The organism is Clostridium sp., assembly GCF_016650035.1.
Classification (GTDB): Bacteria; Bacillota; Clostridia; order Clostridiales; family Clostridiaceae; genus Clostridium_AD.
In genome coordinates this window covers 1-20,573 of the sequence record NZ_JAENWM010000019.1, presented here as the reverse complement: position 1 = coordinate 20,573, position 20,573 = coordinate 1, and the positions used below count along the sequence as shown (strand labels likewise).

The 20,573-nt window shown below is 33.2% G+C and carries 17 protein-coding genes; all 17 read left to right on the top strand.

Annotated elements, in window-relative coordinates:
• The first annotated feature begins 21 nt into the window (after nucleotides 1-21).
• The 17 genes from buk (JJD95_RS06500) to glmS all read left to right on the top strand — a co-directional run bounded on the left by buk (JJD95_RS06500) (nucleotide 22) and on the right by glmS (nucleotide 18,988).
• Nucleotides 22-1,107: a butyrate kinase gene (buk, locus tag JJD95_RS06500; RefSeq protein ID WP_291641541.1), complete on the top strand. Its 1,086-nt coding sequence runs from the start codon at nucleotides 22-24 to the stop codon at nucleotides 1,105-1,107.
• Between the two features lie 21 nt (nucleotides 1,108-1,128).
• Nucleotides 1,129-2,049: a phosphate butyryltransferase gene (ptb, locus tag JJD95_RS06495; protein ID WP_291641539.1), complete on the top strand. Its 921-nt coding sequence runs from the start codon at nucleotides 1,129-1,131 to the stop codon at nucleotides 2,047-2,049.
• Nucleotides 2,050-2,095: 46 nt separating this feature from the next.
• Nucleotides 2,096-3,166 carry a butyrate kinase gene (buk, locus tag JJD95_RS06490; RefSeq protein ID WP_291641537.1) on the top strand — a complete coding sequence of 357 codons (1,071 nt, stop codon included), beginning with the start codon at nucleotides 2,096-2,098 and terminating at the stop codon, nucleotides 3,164-3,166.
• A gap of 32 nt (nucleotides 3,167-3,198) precedes the next feature.
• Nucleotides 3,199-3,861: an ATP-binding protein gene (locus JJD95_RS06485; RefSeq protein WP_291641536.1), complete on the top strand. Its 663-nt coding sequence runs from the start codon at nucleotides 3,199-3,201 to the stop codon at nucleotides 3,859-3,861.
• A 112-nt stretch (nucleotides 3,862-3,973) separates the two neighbouring features.
• Nucleotides 3,974-4,183 carry a 4Fe-4S binding protein gene (locus JJD95_RS06480; RefSeq protein WP_291641534.1) on the top strand — a complete coding sequence of 70 codons (210 nt, stop codon included), beginning with the start codon at nucleotides 3,974-3,976 and terminating at the stop codon, nucleotides 4,181-4,183.
• Between the two features lie 19 nt (nucleotides 4,184-4,202).
• Nucleotides 4,203-5,273, top strand: coding sequence for a 3-methyl-2-oxobutanoate dehydrogenase subunit VorB (locus tag JJD95_RS06475; protein ID WP_291641532.1), 1,071 nt, complete (start codon nucleotides 4,203-4,205; stop codon nucleotides 5,271-5,273).
• Complete coding sequence (locus tag JJD95_RS06470) at nucleotides 5,273-6,022, top strand: thiamine pyrophosphate-dependent enzyme (protein ID WP_291641530.1); 750 nt, start codon at nucleotides 5,273-5,275, stop codon at nucleotides 6,020-6,022. Before JJD95_RS06475 ends, JJD95_RS06470 begins: the two co-directional genes overlap by 1 nt.
• Before the next feature lies 1 nt (nucleotide 6,023).
• Nucleotides 6,024-6,554 (top strand): 2-oxoacid:acceptor oxidoreductase family protein, encoded by a 531-nt coding sequence (locus tag JJD95_RS06465; protein ID WP_291641528.1) that lies wholly within the window; start codon nucleotides 6,024-6,026, stop codon nucleotides 6,552-6,554.
• Nucleotides 6,555-7,227: 673 nt separating this feature from the next.
• Nucleotides 7,228-7,596: a DUF2089 domain-containing protein gene (locus JJD95_RS06460; RefSeq protein ID WP_291641526.1), complete on the top strand. Its 369-nt coding sequence runs from the start codon at nucleotides 7,228-7,230 to the stop codon at nucleotides 7,594-7,596.
• Nucleotides 7,597-7,644: 48 nt separating this feature from the next.
• Nucleotides 7,645-8,049 carry a hypothetical protein gene (locus tag JJD95_RS06455; RefSeq protein WP_291641524.1) on the top strand — a complete coding sequence of 135 codons (405 nt, stop codon included), beginning with the start codon at nucleotides 7,645-7,647 and terminating at the stop codon, nucleotides 8,047-8,049.
• Nucleotides 8,050-8,308: 259 nt separating this feature from the next.
• The gene (gene glmM / locus JJD95_RS06450) at nucleotides 8,309-9,658 is read left to right on the top strand and encodes a phosphoglucosamine mutase (protein WP_291641522.1); all 1,350 of its coding nucleotides are present in this window, start codon (nucleotides 8,309-8,311) and stop codon (nucleotides 9,656-9,658) included.
• Nucleotides 9,659-9,993: 335 nt separating this feature from the next.
• The gene (locus JJD95_RS06445; RefSeq protein ID WP_291641520.1) at nucleotides 9,994-12,141 is read left to right on the top strand and encodes a transcription antiterminator; all 2,148 of its coding nucleotides are present in this window, start codon (nucleotides 9,994-9,996) and stop codon (nucleotides 12,139-12,141) included.
• Complete coding sequence (locus JJD95_RS06440; RefSeq protein ID WP_291641519.1) at nucleotides 12,131-14,014, top strand: PTS mannitol transporter subunit IICBA; 1,884 nt, start codon at nucleotides 12,131-12,133, stop codon at nucleotides 14,012-14,014. The genes JJD95_RS06445 and JJD95_RS06440 overlap by 11 nt, the downstream gene beginning before the upstream one ends.
• Before the next feature lie 26 nt (nucleotides 14,015-14,040).
• Nucleotides 14,041-14,970, top strand: coding sequence for a 1-phosphofructokinase (gene pfkB / locus JJD95_RS06435; RefSeq protein ID WP_291641517.1), 930 nt, complete (start codon nucleotides 14,041-14,043; stop codon nucleotides 14,968-14,970).
• Nucleotides 14,971-15,034: 64 nt separating this feature from the next.
• Nucleotides 15,035-16,291, top strand: coding sequence for a zinc-binding dehydrogenase (locus tag JJD95_RS06430; RefSeq protein ID WP_291641516.1), 1,257 nt, complete (start codon nucleotides 15,035-15,037; stop codon nucleotides 16,289-16,291).
• Nucleotides 16,292-16,310: 19 nt separating this feature from the next.
• A complete protein-coding gene (locus JJD95_RS06425; RefSeq protein ID WP_291641514.1) occupies nucleotides 16,311-16,571 on the top strand; it encodes an HPr family phosphocarrier protein in 261 nt (86 codons plus the stop codon).
• 590 nt (nucleotides 16,572-17,161) lie between these two features.
• Nucleotides 17,162-18,988 (top strand): glutamine--fructose-6-phosphate transaminase (isomerizing), encoded by a 1,827-nt coding sequence (gene glmS / locus JJD95_RS06420; protein ID WP_291641513.1) that lies wholly within the window; start codon nucleotides 17,162-17,164, stop codon nucleotides 18,986-18,988.
• Nucleotides 18,989-20,573: the final 1,585 nt, after the last annotated feature.

Here is a 20,573-nt window from a genome sequence, read left to right as displayed (position 1 = left end):
AAAAATAAGGGAGATGTTTAAATGAGTACAAAAGGATATATATTAGTAGTTAATCCCGGTTCTACATCAACTAAACTATCAATATTTAAAAATGAGGACCTTATAGTAACATCAAATTTAACCCATAGCTCGAGTGACATTAAAAAATTTGAGAAAATTTATGACCAAAAGGACATGAGAACTAAACTGATTCTAGATTGGTTAGAGGAAGAAAATATAGCCCTTGAAGATTTAATAGCAGTAGTTGGTAGAGGAGGACTGCTAAGACCAATGCCTGGTGGTACATATACAATATCTCAAAAGATGTTAGAAGATTTAGAAATAGGATTTCAGGCTGAGCATGCTTCTAACTTAGGTGGGGTGATAGCACATGAAATCGCAAAAAAAGTTAATATACTAGCATTAATAGTAGACCCTGTAGCAGTAGATGAAATAGTGGACGTTGCAAGAATATCGGGACTTCCAGAGATTGAAAGACGTTCCTTGGTTCATGCACTAAATATAAAAGCAGTAACAAGGAGAGTTTGCACTAAACTAAATAAAAGTTTTGAAAATAGTACTTATGTAGTTGCACATATTGGTGGAGGTATCTCTGTGTCTCCAGTTAAAAACGGGAGGATTTTAGACGTGAATAACGCCAATGAAGAAGGTCCTTTTTCACCTGAGCGAACAGGAGGACTTCCAGTAGGAGATTTAGCTAAACTTGCTTTCAGTGGGAAATATACTCTAAAAGAGTTAAAGAAAAAGATAACAGGGGAAGGTGGCCTTGTAGCTTATCTAGATACTAACGATGGAAGAGTTGTTGATAAGATGATAGACGAGGGGAATGCTAAAGCAGAGCTTGTACTTAAAGCCATGGCATACCAAATAGCTAAAGAAATAGGTGCTATGGCAACAGTGGTTAGTGGGAAAATAGATGCTATAATTCTTACAGGAGGACTTGCTCATAACAAGAGGCTTACTACGTGGATAAGTGACATGGTGTGCTTTATAGCCCCAGTAGAATTAGTGCCAGGAGAGGATGAAATGTTAGCTTTAGCTCAGGGTGCTCTGAGAATAATCAATGGAGAAGAGAAAGCAAAAGTATATGAGGAAGAAATAAACTAGTTAAAAAAGGAGCGTAATAAAATGAGTAAAAATTTGAGTGAAGTATTAAACGCAGTAAAGGCCATAGGAATGAAAACTGTAGTAGTAGCTGTTGCACAAGACCTACCAGTACTTGAAGCGGTACGAGATGCTAAGGAAAATGGTATAGCAAATGCAATACTGGTAGGAGACAAAGAAAAAATAATATCAATTGCAAGCAGTATAGGTATGAATATAGACGAATTTGAAATTATAGATGAGAAAAACGTTAACAGCGCGTCTCTTGCTGCAGTTAAGCTTGTATCACAAGGCAGAGCTGATATGCTTATGAAAGGCCTTGTGGATACGGCTACCTTTTTAAGAGCAGTACTCAACAAAGAAGTAGGACTTAGAACTGGAAAACAAATGTCTCACGTAGCGGTATTTGAAGTGCCAGGGTATGATAGATTATTATTCTTAACTGACGCTGCTTTTAATATGTATCCAGAACTAAAAGAAAAAATAGATATAATAAATAATTCCGTAACAGTTGCAAAAGCATGTGGTATTGAGATTCCTAAAGTTGCAGCAGTTTGCGCAGTAGAAGTTGTAAATACAAGTATGCAAGCTACACTAGACGCAGCAATGCTTTCAAAGATGAGTGATAGAGGTCAAATAAAGGGTTGCATTGTTGATGGACCACTAGGGTTAGATAATGCATTATCAGAAGAAGCTGCAAGACATAAAAAAATTGAAGGCCCAGTAGCAGGTAAAGCGGACATTCTTTTAATGGCAAATATTGAAGCGGGCAATGCTCTATATAAATGCTTAACGTATACTACGGAAGCTAAAAGTGGAGGACTACTCGTAGGTACTTCTGCTCCAGTTATAGTAACTTCTAGGGCAGATACTCCTGAAACAAAGTTAAACTCTATAGCACTTGCATCATTAGTTGCAGAATATAATAAAGTTATTGAGGAATAATAAATAACTTACTTACTTGTTATTTATTGCCAAAAGGAGGAACAATATGTCATATAAATTATTAATGATTAATCCAGGTTCAACTTCTACTAAAATAGGTGTATATGAAGATGAAAAAGAAGTTTTAGTAGTGACATTAAGACATTCAATAGAAGAAATAGGGAAATATAAAAGTATATTTGAACAGTTTAATTTCAGAAAAGAAGTTATATTAAATGCACTTAAAGAAAAAAACTTTGATATAAGCACCTTGGACGCCATAGTAGGAAGAGGTGGACTTCTAAAACCTATTGAAGGTGGTACATATGCTGTAAATGAAGCTATGCTTAATGATTTAAAAGTTGGAGTGTTAGGTCAGCATGCTTCAAATTTAGGTGGAATAATTGCAAACGAAATCGCTAAATCTTTAGATATACCAGCATTTATAGTTGACCCAGTAGTTGTGGATGAAATGATGGATGTGGCTAGAATATCAGGCATGCCAGAGATAGAAAGAATAAGTGTTTTCCATGCGCTTAATCAAAAGGCAGTGGCTAAAAAGTATGCAAAAGAAAATAATAAAAAATACGAAGAAGTAAATCTAATAGTAGCTCATATGGGTGGTGGGATTTCAGTAGGAGCTCACAAGGCAGGAAAGGTTATTGACGTGAATAATGCACTAGATGGAGAGGGCCCATTTTCACCAGAAAGATCTGGTGGACTTCCAGCAGGTGATTTAGTTAAAATGTGCTTTAGTGGAAAATATACAATAGAGGACATTAAGAAAAAGATAAATGGGAAAGGCGGATTAGTTGCTTATCTTAATACCAATGATGCTAAAGAAGTACTGGATAAAGCAGAAGCAGGCGATGAAAAATGCAAATTAATTTCTGAGGCTATGGCATATCAAGTTGCGAAGGAAATTGGAAAATGCGCAGCAGTTCTTAAAGGCGAAGTAGATGCTATAATTTTAACCGGTGGAATAGCTTATGGAAAGTCTACGGTAAGTTACGTAAAAGAGAGAGTTGAATTTATATGTCCCGTAGTAGTTTACCCAGGTGAAGATGAACTACTAGCGTTAGCTCAGGGAGGGCTCAGAGTCTTAAGTGGCGAAGAAAAGGCGAAAGAGTATAAATAAATAAATAAATAAGTGGAAGGATGAGTGATGGCATGAGTAGGATTAGAGTCTTTACAGGTCATTTTGGTTCTGGAAAAACTGAAATAGCAATAAATTATGCAATAAATCTTGCAAAAGAAGGTAAAAAAGTTGTAATAGTTGATTTAGATATAGTAAATCCTTATTTTTGTGTAAGAGATGTAAGAAAACAATTAGAGGATCAGGGAATAAGAGTTATAGCATCAAATCCAGAGCTAGTGAATGCAGAACTTATGGTAGTTCCGGCAGAAATAAGAGCTGCGTTTAATGATAAAAGCTATGAGGTAGTAATAGATGTAGGCGGAGATGACTCAGGCTCAATAGCTCTTGGTCAGTACAATAAGTATTTTAAAGAAGAAGCTTATGATATGTTTTTTGTTATAAATACCAATAGACCATTTACACAAGAACCTGTAGTAATTGTAGAATATATAAAAGCGATAGAAAAGGCCTCAAGGCTTACTGTAACGCATTTAATCTCTAATACTAATTTGTCTTATGAAACTGTACCTGAGCATATAATTTATGGAGATAAGGTAGTGGCAAAGCTGTCCAAAGAATTAAATATACCACATGAATATACCGTTTGTAGTAAGGATTTAGTGGGAGAATTGAAGGGAAAATTGCAAGGTGACATATTTGGGATTGATATACATATGTTACCGCCTTGGAGATAGAAAGAATATAGTCAATTAAATAACAATGTTGACAGTTTAAGCTTCAAGGGGTAAGATAAAGAAGTAAACGTTTTTATTCTATATAAACAGAATTTTTAAAGGAGGTCTGAACATGCCAAGAGTGAATTTTCGAGAAGATAGATGTAAAGGGTGTGGACTTTGCATAAATGTATGTCCTAAAAAAATAATAAGTTTTTCAAAAGGATTAAACATAAAAGGATATCATCCAGCCACAGTTACAGAGGAAAAGATGAAAGAATGCATAGGTTGTGCATCTTGCGCAAAAATGTGTCCTGATTGTGTAATAACAGTTGAAAAGTAAAGAATAGGAGGATGTACTTATGAGTGGAAAAGTGTTAATGAAAGGTAATGAAGCGATAGGAGAAGCGGCTATTAGAGCTAACTGTCTCGGCTTTTTTGGATATCCAATAACACCTCAAACAGAGATATCTGCATATTTATCAAGAAAAATGTGTAAAATTGGAAGAGTTTTCTTACAAGCAGAAAGCGAAGTTGCAGCTATAAATATGGTGTACGGTGCTGCAGGTACAGGAGCAAGGTGCATGACATCTTCAAGTTCACCAGGAATAAGTTTAAAAGCAGAGGGAATATCATACATAGCAGGAGCTGAGCTTCCTTGCGTTATTGTAAATATAGTTAGAGGTGGTCCAGGGCTTGGTAGTATTCAACCAGCTCAATCAGACTATTTTCAAGCAACAAAAGGTGGAGCACATGGCGATTTTAATATGCCTGTATATGCACCTGCATCAGTACAAGAAATGGTTGATTTAGTTCAAGATGCATTTGATACTGCAGATATGTACAGGACTCCTGTAATGGTAATGGGAGATGGAATGCTTGGACAAATGATGGAGCCAGTTGAGTTCAAAGAAAGAAAGCCAAAGGTATTACCAGAAAAAACTTGGGCATCAAATGGTCTAAAAGGTAGAGCAAAGCATAATGTTATAAATTCACTTTATCTTCAATCAGAAGATTTAGAAAAGCATAACGAAAAATTACAAGCAAAATATGTAGAGATAAAGAAAAATGAAACAAGATATGAATTATATAAATGTGATGAAGAAGTTGATTTAATAATGGTTGCATATGGAACTACATCAAGAATATGCAAAAATGTTATTAAAATGGCTGAAGAAGAAGGTATAAAACTAGGACTTATAAGACCAATTACACTTTGGCCTTTCCCATTAGAAGCTTTTGAAAAAACAATAGATTCTACTAAACATGGATACATATCAGTAGAAATGAGTTGTGGACAAATGGTTGAAGATGTTAGATTATCTGTTGAAGGAAGAAAGCCAGTAGATTTCTACGGAAGATCAGGCGGAATGGTTCCTACTCCAGAAGATATATTAGATAAAGTTAGAGAAATAGTAGGAGGTGCAAAATAATGGCAATAGTATTTAAACCAACTAAAGCATTATTAGATGTTCCTACTCATTATTGTCCAGGATGTACTCATGGATTAATTCATAGATTAGTAGGAGAAGTACTCGAAGAACTAGATATAATAGATAAAACAATAGGAGTGGCACCAGTTGGATGTTCAGTTTTAGCATATGACTATTTTGCTTGTGATATGTTTGAAGCTGCTCATGGAAGAGCACCAGCAGTTGCTACAGGAATAAAAAGAACTAATCCTGATGCTGTAGTATTTACATATCAAGGAGATGGAGATCTTGCAGCAATAGGTACGGCTGAAATAGTACATGCTGCAACTCGTGGAGAAAATATAGTTACTATATTCGTGAATAACTGTATTTATGGTATGACAGGTGGTCAAATGGCTCCAACTACACTTCCAGGTCAAATAACAGAAACTACACCTTATGGAAGAGATGTAAAAGTGCAAGGACACCCTATTAGAGTATCAGAGATGTTATCAACTTTAGATGGGGCTTGTTATGTAGAAAGAGTATCAGTAGATAATGTTCCTAATGTTAATAAAACTAAAAAAGCAATTAAAAAAGCTTTCCAAAATGCAATTGATGGAAAAGGATTCTCGATGGTAGAAGTACTATCAATATGCCCAACTAATTGGGGATTATCACCTGAGGAGTCTATGGTATGGCTCAGAAATAATATGATGCCATTTTATACTCTTGGAGTTAAAAAAGATACAACTGCGGAGGTGGAATAAAATGGGTATGCAACAAATGATATTTGCAGGGTTTGGTGGTCAAGGTACACTTTCCATGGGAAAATTTTTAGCATATGCAGGTATGGATGCTGACATGAATGTTTCATGGTTACCATCATATGGGCCAGAAATGCGTGGAGGTACTGCTAACTGTGCGGTTATACTTTCTGATGAATTAGTAGGTTCTCCAATAGTTACAGCGCCCAATACACTTGTAGTTATGAATAGACCTTCCCTTGATAAATTTGAAGATAGCTTAGTTAAAGGTGGATTATTACTGATGGATTCAGATCTTGTAGACAGAATGCCAACTAGAGATGATATCGAAGTAATAAGCATTCCAGCTCAAACAGAAGCTATGAAAATTGGAAGCAAACAAATTGCTAATATGGTACTTCTAGGAGCAATAGTAAAGAAAACTGGAATAGTATCAATGGAAGCAATAATCGCTGCTTTAAAAGATCATGGTAAAGAAAAATTCTTTGAAATAAATAAAAAGGCTCTGGAAGTAGGAGCTTCATACGTTAAATAGAAAATAAAAGAGTATGTATTACTACACCTTCATTCGCTTCGCTAAGTAATTCTACACGAATTTTAATGGAGTATGCTAAAAATTATAACTCGCTATCGCTCAAACATGTAATTTTATTAACGCATACTCCATTAAAATCAGTGTGAATTACTAAGGCTTGCTCAATGAAGGCTACGTAATACATACTCTTTTTTGCGTATTAAAACATTAGAGGAGTGCTAAAAATTACAACTCGCTATCGCTCAAACATGTAATTTTATGGGCGTATTACTCCATTAAAATCAGTGTGAATTACTAAGGCTTGCTCAATGAAGGCTACGTAATACATACTCTTTTGCATCTTTAAATAAGTTTAAAAAGTTCATGCTAAGTTCATATTGGGATTTTATAATACTTTCATAATCTAAATTTATGGAGGTATTATTTATAGGGCTAAGAATAAAAAGAAAAGGGGTTTAGTAATAGTAGCAATGGTCACGCCAAATCTTATATCACAAAATTAAATATATTGAATATACTAGAAGTGATGTAATAATATTAAAATATTAATAATATTAATATTTTAATTAAGATAATCAATATATATATAGAAAATATTAAAATATATTGATTTATATATTGATTATTTTAATAAATGGTAATATAATGGATATAAACAAAGGTGGTGGTATAAATGACCTATAAAATATTGTGCAAATGTCCAGTATGTAGCTCTAAATTAAAAGCAACAAGACTTAAATGTGATGAATGTAATACAGTGGTGGAAAATGAATTTGAATTATCAAAATTTGATTACTTGAATAATGAACAGCTATATTTTATTGAAATATTTTTAAAGTCTAGAGGAAATATTAAAGATGTAGAAAAAGAACTTGGCATATCATACCCAACCGTTAGAGCAAAGCTTGACGAGGTTATTACAGCAATGGGGTATAATGTTATAAAGCAAAAACCTTCCGTTGATAAAAAGGATGTAATAGATATGTTGGAAAAAGGTGAAATAACTGCTGATGAAGCATTAATCATGTTAAATGGTAAATAATGAAGCTGTATATTTAGAGCTCCCAGCTTTAGAAAAGGAGGAAATATAATGAATGAAGAGATGTTAAAGATATTGAAAATGGTCCAAGAGGGTAAAATTGATTCAGATAAAGCTATGCAGCTTATAGAAGCTCTAAAGGGAGAAATTAAAGAACCATTTACTTTAGAAAAAACAGTATATAATACGAGTAGTAAGAAGAAACCCAAAATGCTAAAAATAAGAATAAGATCTACAGAGAATGACATTTTAAATATTACTCTGCCGTTAAAATTTGTTAGTGGGATGATAAGAACCTTTGGGAGGATTCCAAGCCTAAATGTAGATGGTATGGAAGGTGTAGACATAGATGAAATGACTCAATCAATATTAGAAGCTATAGACGCTGGAATGGATGGAAAGATAGTAGATATAAAAAGCGGAAACGGAGATATAATTGAGGTTGTTATAGAATAGTGATAAGAGCCAACCAAACTGATTCAGTTTGGTTATTTTTTTGCAATGAAAATAGCAAAACACTAGTGCTTTTTTACAAAAACTCGTTATTGTAGTATAATTATTATTGTGGATTATTTAGGCAATAGCTTTGTGAAGTGTGAAAATAGACTAATATGAAAAAATAGATAAATTTAGGTTCCAAAAGTAAAATAATAGTTATTTCGCTTTTGGATGCCCTGAAATAACTCTATAAAATATTGAGAAAGAGGTAGAAGATATGAGTAGAATGTTCGGGACAGATGGAGTACGTGGTATAGCAAATACAGAATTAACAGGTGAGCTTGCATATAAACTCGGAAGATCAGGAGCTTTTGTGTTAACACAAGCAGCTCATAAACCTAAAATAATAGTAGGAATGGATACAAGAGTTTCAGGAGATATGTTAGAATCCGCATTAGTAGCAGGGATTTTATCTGTAGGGGCTGAGGCTATATGCCTTGGAGTGATTCCAACACCTGCCATAGCATATTTAACTAGAGAATATGGAGCAGATGCAGGGATAGTTATTTCAGCGTCTCACAACACAGTAGAATATAACGGAATAAAGTTTTTTAATAGTCAAGGTTTCAAATTATCTGATGAACTAGAAGATACAATACAAGCAGTTATAGAATGTGATTTTGAAGGAGTACCATCACCAATAGCAGGAGATTTAGGTAAAAAAACAGTTACGAAAAATGCTACAGAGGATTATATAGAATTTGCTAAATCCACTATTGCAGGAGACTTAAAAGGACTTAAAATAGCACTAGATTGTGCTAATGGAGCTGCTTATATTACTTCCGTAAAGGCTGTAAGAGAACTTGGAGCAGAGGTTTTAGTTATTAACAATGATCCAGATGGTATAAATATAAATAAAGATTGTGGATCTACTCATCCTGAGCATTTAATGGCTTTTGTTAAAGAAAATCATTGTGATTTAGGACTAGCTTTTGATGGTGATGCAGATAGGTGTTTAGCTGTAGATGAAAAAGGAAATCTTGTAAATGGAGATTTTATGATTGCTATTTGTGCCAAGCACTTAAAAGATATGGGTAAATTAACTAAAGATGCAGTAGTAGTAACAGTTATGAGTAATTTGGGCCTTGATATTGCAATGAAGAGTGAAAATATAACTACAGTGAAAACTAAAGTAGGAGATAGATATGTACTTGAAAAAATGAAAGAAGAAGGTTATAGCCTAGGTGGGGAGCAGTCTGGTCACGTAATTTTCCTGGATTTTAATACTACAGGTGATGGGCTCGTATCAGGAATTCAATTAGCCACTGTAATTAAGGAATCTGGAAAGAAATTATCAGAACTTGCAGCAATGATGACAGAACTTCCACAAATATTAGTTAATGCAACAGTGCCTAATGATAAAAAGGATATACATGAAACTGATAGTGAAATAGCAGAAGAAATTAAAAAAATGGAAGCAAAACTGAATGGCTGTGGAAGAGTACTTATTAGGCCTTCAGGTACAGAACCATTAGTTAGGGTAATGCTAGAAGGTAAAGTTCAATGTGAATTAAATGAAATGGCACATGCTCTTGCGAAAATGATTCAAGAAAAAGCAAATAAATAGGTTCCAAAATGAATTTTTTAAACTCTAAAATAACGTATGAATTTCGTATTTATGAAATTCATACGTTATTTTTTATTTTGAGTAAATATATAATTATGGATACCGAATGAAAATCTTGCTGAATTGATACTGCTATAGAGGATATACTATAATCGGTGAGAAATATCTATACAGAGATAATTCTCACTGGATTTTAAACTGTATCACAATAATGTCATTAATGGTTAATGACAAATTAGATTATCTTTGAGTTGAATACAATGTTTATACAGCATATAATTAAAATATAGATTTTAAATATATAAAAATGTCATCAATAAGTAAGGAGGTGGATTATGAGAGATGTTGTAATAACGTCCCGTGTAAAAGAAATACTTCGTTTGTTAATTGGAGCAGATCTAGCTAATTTCATTACTGTAAACGATATAGCGAAAAAGTTAGACTTGAGTTCAAGGACAATACTTAGAGAGATGCCTCAAGTAGAAAAATGGTTAAAATACAATCATTTCAAATTTATAAAAAAACCTGGAGTAGGACTTTTGATAAATGAAAATTTAGAAGGTAAGAATAGACTACAGCTGTTATTGGATGGATATTATGTAGAGAAGCATTATAAGCCCGAAGAAAGACAGTATTTAATAATTAGTGAGCTTATACAAATGAAAGAGCCTGTAAAATTGTATTATTTCACATCAATATTTGGGGTTACTGAAGGAACGCTCAGTAATGATCTAGATAAAGTGCAGGAGTGGTTTGAAAAGCATAATTTGAAGCTTGTTAGAAAACCGGGTCTTGGAGTATACATTGAGGGGAAAGAAAAAGAATTTCGGCAGGCGCTTATAAGTTTATTATATGAAAATCTAGATGAAAATCAATTATTACAAATCATAAAGGATAATGTGGGCAGCAGTGAATTTAGTAAGGGTAGGATTGAAATCAATACTAGAAATAGATTACTAAATTTAATAGATAAAAGTGTAATTAAAGAATTAGAAAAGTCAGTATATAAAGTGGAAGAAAGAATGAAGTTGAAATTGGCTGATAGTGCATATGTAGGTCTTATAGTTCATTTAGCAATTGCGATTCAGCGTATAAAAAACAATGAAAGAATAAGTATAGATCCACTATTTCTATCAGAACTGAAAAAAACAACTGAGTATGGGATAGCAGAAGGGTTAGCAACTGATATTTCAAATAATTTCAATTTGGAAATACCTGAAGATGAAATTGGATATATAACTATGCATTTAAAAGGTTCAAAGATGCAGGCAAATATTAAATATGAAGAAAAGCATATGATGGGAAAATATGAACTTATAAAAATAGCTAAGAAAATGATTGCTATTGCAGAACTTGAAACGCAGTGCTCACTTCTACAAAATAAAAATTTGCTCATGGGTCTGGTAAATCATTTAGAACCAGTAATTAGTCGTCTGAAAATGAATTTAGACATACGAAACCCCTTGCTAACTAAAATTAAAGAAGCCTACCCGAAGGTATATGAAACTAGTAGGAAGTGTTGTGTGGTTTTACGGGAACTATTAGACGTTGAAATACCTGAATCAGAGATAGGATATATTGCAATGCATTTAGGGGCGGCAATACAAAATGAAGATAAATTAGAGCATCGTATTTATAGGATTGCCGTTGCTTGTGCAAGTGGCATAGGCACATCGAGACTACTTGCTACAAGACTTCAAAGGGAATTTAAAAACATTCAGGTTATAGATATAATTTCAACCATTAATATTAAGGATGAGTGGCTAAAAGAAGAAGGAATAGAATTAATTATATCTACTGTAACAATTGATATTCCTTTTAAAAATGTTATCGTCAATCCACTACTTTTAGAAGAAGATAAGATTAAAATTCAAACAGTTTTAGGTGAAATAAAAGATAACATCTATATTAAGACGGTAAAGGCAAGTAACCATGATAATTTAAAGGAAAATATTATGACCCTTATGGAATATGGTGGAGCATTTATAGAGATTATGAATAACCTTTATTTTGATGAAGATGACACTATAAATAGTAAGTTAGGTTTAATAGAGAAAATAAGTAAAGTTTATGGAAATACTATATCGCAGCAAAGCAGTTTGCAGGACAAATTAATAGAGAGAGAGAAATTGGGAACTACTATTTTAAATGGCCATGGTATTATTTTGCTACATTGTCGTTCTGAAGTAGTAAATAAGCTTCAAATAGGAGTTATCCGTCTTAAAAATATAATTCAGTCAGTGGATGAACAGGGTGAAGATATAGAGACAGCTTTAATAATGCTAGCACCTTTAGAAATTAAGCAGACTTATTTAGAGGTAATAAGTGAAATTAGCAAAGCTCTAGTAGAAGTTCCTGAATTTGTATTGTCGTTAAAGGATGGAAATAAGGATCAAATAATCACGCAGGTAAATAGGATATTTGGAGATTTTTATTATAAAATGAGTAAATTATTTCAGGAGGGTGAGAATAATGGAAGCTAAAACTGAAACAAAAACAGAATTAAAGGAAAAAGTACAGAGCTTTGGACGTTTTCTAAGCGGTATGGTAATGCCTAATATTGGAGCATTTATTGCATGGGGGTTAATTACGGCACTATTCATTCCAACAGGATGGATACCTAATGAAAAACTTGCTGCATTAGTAGATCCAATGATTAAATATCTATTACCACTATTAATAGCATATACTGGAGGGAAAATAGTAGCAGGCAGTAGAGGTGGAGTAATAGGTTCAATAGCAGCTATGGGTGTAATTGTAGGAGCTGACATACCTATGTTTATCGGCGCTATGATAATGGGTCCAATGGGCGGATTTGCTATTAAGAAGTTTGATAAATCCATGGTCGGAAAAATTCCAGCTGGTTTTGAAATGTTAATAAATAATTTTTCAGCCGGAATAATTGGTATGCTACTAGCACTCCTTGCATTTCTTGGAATTGGACCGTTGGTACTTGGTCTAACAAATATACTAAAAGCAGGACTGGGAGCAATAGTAGATGCAGGCTTATTACCATTAACATCTATTTTTATTGAGCCAGCTAAAATATTATTTTTAAATAATGCTATAAATCATGGAATACTCTCACCTATAGGAATACAAGAAGCAAAGGAAGTAGGGAAGTCAGTAATCTTCCTTCTAGAAACAAATCCAGGCCCGGGCCTCGGAATACTTTTGGCCTACTGGACATTTGCAAAGGGAATAGCAAAAGAATCTGCTCCGTCAGCAATAATCATTCACTTTTTAGGCGGAATACATGAAATATACTTCCCTTATGTTTTAATGAAACCAATACTTATACTCGCAGTAATTGGTGGTGGAGCAAGTGGAATATTCACATTTGGACTATTTAATGCAGGACTTGTAGCAATAGCGTCACCAGGAAGTATATTTGCATTAATGGCTATGGCACCTAAAGGTGGACTTTTAGGTATTTTTGCAGGAGTAGCTGTATCAACAGTGGTATCCTTCTTAATAGCAGGATTCTTTATTAAAGGGTCTAAGGATTCAGAAGGCGACGATTTAGAAAAAGCGAAGACATCAGTAAAGGAATTAAAAGGAACTAAAAAAACTGAGCAAGAAGTAAAAATATTTAACAAAACAGAAATAAAGAAAATTGTATTTGCATGTGACGCTGGTATGGGATCAAGTGCTATGGGAGCATCTACATTAAGAAACAAGCTAAAAAAAGCAGGTATAAATATAGAAGTAATAAACTGTGCCGTAAATGATATACCAGGAGATGCACAGATTGTTGTTACACATGAGAGTCTAGCAGCTAGAGCTAAAGCATCAGGACCAGTAGCTGAATATATATCGGTAAAAGATTTTCTTAAAAATAATGCCTTTGAACAGATTCTTCTAATACTTGAATCTTCAGAAGTAAAAGAATCTGCTAATATGGAAAGTGACTTGCCAAAGCAAAACACCGTATTAAAAAGAGAAAGCGTTAAGGTTCATTTGAAATCTACAGATAAATATGAGGCGATAAAATTAGCAGGACGTCTTTTAGTAGATGGAGGATATGTTAATGAGGAATATATTGAAGCTATGATTGAAAGAGAAAATGATCTTACAACCTATATCGGTCAGGGTGTTGCAATTCCTCATGGAGTTGGCACTGCAAAGGAAAATATAATTAAATCTGGGATAGTTGTGCTCCAGTACCCCCAGGGAATATCATTTGATGGAGATTTAGCCTATATTGTAGTAGGAATTGCTGGAGTAGGAAATGAGCATTTGAGTATTTTGTCTAATTTAGCAAATGTTATTGAAGATGCGGATGAAGATACTTTAGATAAGATACGAAATACTGATGATATAGAATATTTATATGAAACTTTTACAAAACAGTAAAATAAACAAAAAAGAAGAGGTGTAATATGATTATAACCGTTACATTAAATCCAGCTGTAGATAAAACAGTGGAAGTGGATAACTGTACAATAAATAGTGTTAACAGAGTATCTTCTATAAAATTAGATGCTGGTGGAAAAGGCATTAATGTTTCAAAAGTAGTAAAGAGCCTAAATGGAGAAAGTATTGCACTAGGCGTACTTGCTGGTAAAACAGGAGAGTTTATTAAAGACTACTTAGATACTGAAAAGATTAAAAATGATTTTGTTTTTGTCACCGGAGAAACTCGTACTAATATAAAGATTGTTGATAAAGTTAAAAATACAAATACTGATATTAACGAGTCTGGTAATAATGTTTCTGAGGACGATATTAAAATAATTAAAGAAAAGGTATTTAATCTTGCTAAAAGTGATGACATATTAGTATTGTCTGGGAGTGTACCACAAAGTGTAGAAAAAAACATTTATGAACTATGGATAAGAGAGGCAAGTGGGCTAGGAGTTAAAACCATTTTGGATGCAGATGGAGAACTACTAAAGAACGGCATTAAATCAGGACCATATTTAATTAAACCCAATATACATGAATTAGAAAAATTGTTTGATGTAAAAATTAATGGGATTAATGAAACCATAAGACTTTGCACCGGTATATTTGATTATGGCGTTAAAGTGATCGCTGTATCGCTAGGATCCGAGGGTGCGCTATTTATGAACAGGGAAAAAACAATACATGCACGCGGCATAAAGGTTAAAGTAAAAAGTACAGTAGGGGCGGGAGATTCAATGGTTGCAGGATTAGCTTTTGCTCTAGATAAAGGTTACTCATTTGAAAGATCAGTTACGCTATCAGTAGCTGCAGCAACAGCTGGAGTTATGACAGAGGGTACCACTGCAGGAAGTCTTAACGATATATTAGACATTGAGAAACAAGTAGTCTGTGAGTATTTATAGTACTTGGAGGAATTAATCAGTGCACAAGTGGGTGCACTAGATATTATAGAAAGGTGGAATTATTATGAAAACTAAAGCAGTAAGATTATATGATAAAAGTTTATTAAAAATGGAGGAATTTGAACTTCCAGAAATTAAAGATGACGAAATACTTGTAAAAGTTATAACAGATAGTATTTGTATGTCTACGTACAAAGCAGCTATCTTAGGTAAAGAACATAAGAGAGTTCCAAATGATATTGATGTTAATCCAGTTATCGTTGGTCATGAATTTGCAGGTGAAATTGTGCAGGTAGGACCTAAGTGGAGCAGTAAGTTTGAAGTAGGTGAAAAATTTGCAATACAACCTGCACTAAATTATAAAGGAAGTATGGCATCGCCAGGTTACTCTTACAAATACTTTGGAGGGGCAGCGACCTATACTATAATACCTCAAGAAGTAATGGAACTTGGATGTCTTTTAAATTATGAGGGAGAATCATTCTATGAGGCTTCTCTATCTGAACCAATGTCATGTATAATTGGGGCATACCACGCTTCATATCACACTATAGTAGGTAAATATGAGCATAATATGGGAATAGTTGAAGGCGGTAAAATGGCACTTCTTGCAGCAGCAGGCCCTATGGGATTTGGAGCAATAGATTATGCACTTCACTGTGACAGAAGACCAGGTATGCTTGTTGTCTCTGATATTGATGATAAAAAATTGGAACGTGCTGAATCAATATTCACAAAAGAAGAAGCGAAAAAATGCGGAGTTGAACTTATTTTTGTAAATACAAAAAACTTAGAGAATCCAACTGAATATTTAAGAGCCTTAACTGGAGATACTGGCTTTGATGATGTATTTGTTTATACACCAATAAGTTCAGTAGTTGAACTTGGAGATAGTATACTTGGAAGAGATGGTTGCCTTAACTTCTTCGCAGGCCCTACAGATAATAAATTCTCAGCAAAATTTAATTTTTACAACGTACATTATACTTCTGCACATATAGTAGGAACAAGTGGAGGAAATACTAATGATATGATTGAATCATTACAGATGTCAGCTGCAAAAATAATAAACCCAGCTGTTATGATTACTCATATAGGAGGACTTGACAGCGTTTCCAAAGCAACTCTAGATCTACCTAAAATACCTGGAGGCAAAAAGTTAATCTATACAAATATTGAAATGGAATTAACAGATATCCAGGATTTTGATGAAAAAGGAAAAACAAGTCCACTATTTGCTGGACTCGCTAAAATAGTAAACAGTAATAATGGATTATGGTGTCTTGAAGCAGAAAGATTTTTATTAGCTAATTATAAATAAGAGTGGGGGTGTATTAATTATGATAGAAAAAAATATAACAATAGTAAATAATACAGGAATACATGCAAGACCAGCATCACAACTTGTTAAATTAATAAATACCTTCAAAAGTGATGTGAAAATCGTGAGTGGAAATAAAACAGCTAACGCTAAAAGTATAATAAACATTATGTCAATGGGATTAATACAGGGTTCAGAAATAACTGTTAGAATCGATGGAGAAGATGAAAAGGCAGCTATGGAAGGTATTTCAAATTTCATATTAAACTTAAAAGAATAAAATATAAGTAAAGAGATTATATAAGCAGAATACATAAATAATCATTATGTGATTTTATGTATCCTGCGTTTTTTTTAATAATAAACTTTTGTTGTCTTTTTTTAAACTAAGCACATATAATGATAGAGACTAAATTGATACAAACTGTTAAGAATCACTAAAAACATTGACATTGTGCTAAGTTAAAAATATAATGAATTGTGACAAAAGAATACATTTGATGTGAAAGAGGTGATGATAATTAGACAAAATATAGATATTAATTAGAAAAATAAAAGCGCCAGAACTTTAGTTTAAGTACTTGAGTTGACGAGGATGGGGAGTATCGAAATCTTCGGCGGATGCCCCACGGTAGCGCACTACCGTTAACGGTTGATAAAAGCAAAAAGTGATTTTTGTAACAATATCAATCTGGTGTTAAAACCTTAATAAATAGTCACGGCACCTTTAAGTGCTGAATTAGTTAGTATATTTCAATGGATTATTTTTTGTTCATTAAAAATATGCTTAATTAAACAGCGCATTTATGCTATGAGCATCATCTAAAGATGATGCATTGTCTAAAAATTAAATTTGAGAGGAAGATGTATATGTGCGGAATAGTTGGATATTATGGAAATAGAGAGGCTTCACCAATTATGGTAGAAGGTCTTAGTAAATTGGAATATAGAGGTTATGATTCAGCAGGAATCGCAGTTATAGATGATGGAACACTAAGAGTAACTAAGTGTATGGGAAGACTAGCAAATTTAGAAGCTCAATTGTTAGAAAATCCACTTAGTGGAAAAGTGGGTATAGGTCATACTAGATGGGCTACTCATGGTAAGCCATCAGATGAAAATTCTCATCCACATACAAATGAAAAAGGAACTATTAGTGTAGTTCATAATGGAATTATAGAGAATTATATCCGTTTAAGAGAATGGTTAATGTCAAAGGGATATAAATTTACATCAGAAACTGATACGGAAGTAATACCACACCTTATAGATTTTTATTTTGAAGGTGACATTGTTGAGGCTGTAATGAAAGCTACTACTAAAATGGAAGGCAGTTATGCCATAGCTGTAATATCCAGCAATGAACCGGATAAATTAGTAGCAGTAAGAAAAGATAGCCCATTAATAGTAGGACTTGGAAAAAAAGAATTTTTTATTGCTTCAGATATACCAGCAGTTTTAAATCATACAAGAGAAGTATATTTATTAGAAGATAATGAATTTGTTGTTATTTCTACTGATGGAATAAAACTAATAAATACTGAAGGCGAAACTATAAAGAAAGAAGTGTTCCATGTAACTTGGGATGCAGAAGCAGCTGAAAAAGGTGGATTTGAGCACTTTATGATAAAAGAAATCCACGAACAGCCAAAGGCAATTAGGGACACAATGAGTTCAAGAATAGTTCTTGGAGAACCAATATCATTAGATAAAATAAATATAACTAAAGAACAAATTAAAAACTTAAATAAAATATATATAGTAGCTTGCGGAACTGCATACCACGCAGGAGCTGTAGGTAAATATGTAATAGAAAAACTTGCAAGAATACCAGTAGAACTAGATATAGCTTCTGAGTTTAAATATAGAGACCCAATAATGGACAAGAACACACTTATGATAGTTGTTAGTCAATCAGGAGAAACTGCCGACACTATGTCAGCTTTAAGACTTGCAAAGGAAAAAGGCGCAAGAGTTATAGCTGTAACAAATGTTGTAGGTAGTGCGGCTTCAAGAGAAGCAGATGATGTACTATATACTTGGGCAGGTCCAGAAATAGCAGTTGCATCTACTAAAGCTTATGTAACTCAGCTTATAGCAATGTATATAATAGCATTATTCTTTGCTCAAAATAAAGAAACGATGAGCTTAGACGAAATTGAAGAAATTAAAATAGCTATGCTAGAACTTCCAGAAAAAGCAGAAGAAGTTCTTAAAAATAAAGAAACTGTACAAAAATTCACTGCAAAAAATTATATGCACAAAGATATGTTCTTCATAGGACGTGGACTTGACTATGCAGTTGCAATGGAAGGTTCATTAAAACTTAAGGAAATATCATATATTCATTCTGAGGCTTATCCAGCTGGTGAGTTAAAGCATGGAACTATGGCACTTATGGAAGAGGGAACTATCGTTATAGCAATAGCTACTCAAGAAGAGCTATATGGCAAGATGATAAGCAATATAAAAGAAGTAACTACTAGGGGAGCAAAAGTATTTGCTTTCACACCAGAAGGTCATACTGAAATTGAAGAATCAGTTTTTTCAGCAACTTATATACCAAAAGTAATAGATTTATTAACACCAGTAATTTCGGTAATTCCACTACAATTATTGTCATATTACATGGCAATCCAAAAAGGTTGCGACGTTGATAAGCCAAGGAATTTGGCAAAATCTGTAACTGTAGAATAGTGTAATAGGGGGTTAACCCTACTGTTGTATCCTACTAATAATGTCGTTTCATTCATAAAAAACTCGTATCATTCATAAAAAAGTCGTGTTAGAAGTCAGGGATTTTTAATCAGAAATTGATTAGATCTTCCTGGCTTTTTTGCGTAGCAAAAGAGAAGGTCTTAGGTTTATGGATCAAGCAAAAACGTACTGGAGTACACCTGAAAATAGAATTTTAAATAGACTTTCATATAGAATTTTAATTATAAAGTACCTGCGTCTACCCCTAAAAATACAGAAAATAAATAGATTATTAAACAGATTTCCCAATAGAAAATAACTGACAACTATAGAAGAATCAATGGTTAACAGAAAACGAGAAAAAAAGAAGGGGGGGGGAGGAATAAAAATAGCCGTAGGCTGCGGAATAAAAGAAGATAGATGAAATACGCAGCCTACGGCTTAATGAGATTGAAGGAATTTTAGAAAAAGAATTAGAAAAAGGACACTAGAAAATGTGATCCTTGACCCTTAAACCTTGAACCATATTGATTCAGCAACACGACTTTATTATGATTCTCACACGACTTTTTTATGATTTTTTGACCCTCTAACTGGAAAAACAATGGGAAAAATAGAGGGGATTTTAACACGACTTTATTCGGAAGGAAATTATGGGAAAAGTGGGTAAGGGTTGGGGTTGGTGGATTGTGCAGGGCGAGGGGCAACACGAATTTGTTTCGAGTATACAACTGTTGTGGGTTATAATTATTGTTGTCACAAATTATAATTAATAATGTCATAATGAAAATACTATAGTTTGTCATACAACATTTATTAATGATAATTAGTAGTATTAACAATTAAACTTACGATAAGGAAATAATATTAAAAGTCAGGAGTTTTTAATCTAAATGATTAAAAACTTTTGACTTTTTTTATTATATGTGAAATACAATAAAGTATTTCCATGAACAAAGAGTTATGTTTAATCTTTATTTGAATTTTCATATTAAACACTAGTAATGTAGTTGTACACAAACAAAAGAGAAGGATACTAAACAAAATAATTGTATACTGGACATTAATGTTGTATTCTAAACGAAATAGTTGGAAACTAACACTATAGCATAAAGATTCACTAAAACTTATAATTATATACTGATACAACACTAAAAATATCGTGTCATTAATAAAAAAACCAATCAAAAGTAGGAGTCTTTAATCATAAAATGATTAGAAGTTCCTGCTTTTTTATATTTTAAAACAAGTGTGAGTTATAACTATTGTTATAACTCACAGTGAATACATTTGAATTCCCTAATTATGTTTAGGGTCATTTAACTTATAGTAAATTAATTTAAAAGATTGAAACTTTTGTGTTTTGAAGGATATTAAACATATTTGTAGAATAATGGTATTATAGGAAGCAAAATTGCATATTCTCAGTATGTCTATAATGGGAAGTGTGCGCCTTGTTTCCGAACAATCTATATAGAAATATATAATAAAATCGGACTACTAGTGAAAGAAAAAAAGCAAGTAGAACTCGTCATTTGAATCGGCAGGGGAAGTACCTGCCTGACCCCGTGTGAGGGGTTACAAA

Excerpts from the sequence above, each read along its gene's own strand:
- JJD95_RS06485 (WP_291641536.1), top strand. The coding sequence starts at position 3,199 with ATGAGTAGGATTAGAGTCTTTACAGGTCATTTTGGTTCTGGAAAAACT.
- JJD95_RS06480 (WP_291641534.1), top strand. The coding sequence starts at position 3,974 with ATGCCAAGAGTGAATTTTCGAGAAGATAGATGTAAAGGGTGTGGACTT.
- JJD95_RS06460 (WP_291641526.1), top strand. The coding sequence starts at position 7,228 with ATGACCTATAAAATATTGTGCAAATGTCCAGTATGTAGCTCTAAATTA.
- pfkB (WP_291641517.1), top strand. The coding sequence starts at position 14,041 with ATGATTATAACCGTTACATTAAATCCAGCTGTAGATAAAACAGTGGAA.
- buk (WP_291641541.1), top strand. The coding sequence starts at position 22 with ATGAGTACAAAAGGATATATATTAGTAGTTAATCCCGGTTCTACATCA.
- JJD95_RS06475 (WP_291641532.1), top strand. The coding sequence starts at position 4,203 with ATGAGTGGAAAAGTGTTAATGAAAGGTAATGAAGCGATAGGAGAAGCG.
- buk (WP_291641537.1), top strand. The coding sequence starts at position 2,096 with ATGTCATATAAATTATTAATGATTAATCCAGGTTCAACTTCTACTAAA.
- JJD95_RS06425 (WP_291641514.1), top strand. The coding sequence starts at position 16,311 with ATGATAGAAAAAAATATAACAATAGTAAATAATACAGGAATACATGCA.
- JJD95_RS06445 (WP_291641520.1), top strand. The coding sequence starts at position 9,994 with ATGAGAGATGTTGTAATAACGTCCCGTGTAAAAGAAATACTTCGTTTG.
- JJD95_RS06470 (WP_291641530.1), top strand. The coding sequence starts at position 5,273 with ATGGCAATAGTATTTAAACCAACTAAAGCATTATTAGATGTTCCTACT.
- JJD95_RS06455 (WP_291641524.1), top strand. The coding sequence starts at position 7,645 with ATGAATGAAGAGATGTTAAAGATATTGAAAATGGTCCAAGAGGGTAAA.
- glmM (WP_291641522.1), top strand. The coding sequence starts at position 8,309 with ATGAGTAGAATGTTCGGGACAGATGGAGTACGTGGTATAGCAAATACA.
- ptb (WP_291641539.1), top strand. The coding sequence starts at position 1,129 with ATGAGTAAAAATTTGAGTGAAGTATTAAACGCAGTAAAGGCCATAGGA.
- JJD95_RS06440 (WP_291641519.1), top strand. The coding sequence starts at position 12,131 with ATGGAAGCTAAAACTGAAACAAAAACAGAATTAAAGGAAAAAGTACAG.
- glmS (WP_291641513.1), top strand. The coding sequence starts at position 17,162 with ATGTGCGGAATAGTTGGATATTATGGAAATAGAGAGGCTTCACCAATT.
- JJD95_RS06430 (WP_291641516.1), top strand. The coding sequence starts at position 15,035 with ATGAAAACTAAAGCAGTAAGATTATATGATAAAAGTTTATTAAAAATG.
- JJD95_RS06465 (WP_291641528.1), top strand. The coding sequence starts at position 6,024 with ATGGGTATGCAACAAATGATATTTGCAGGGTTTGGTGGTCAAGGTACA.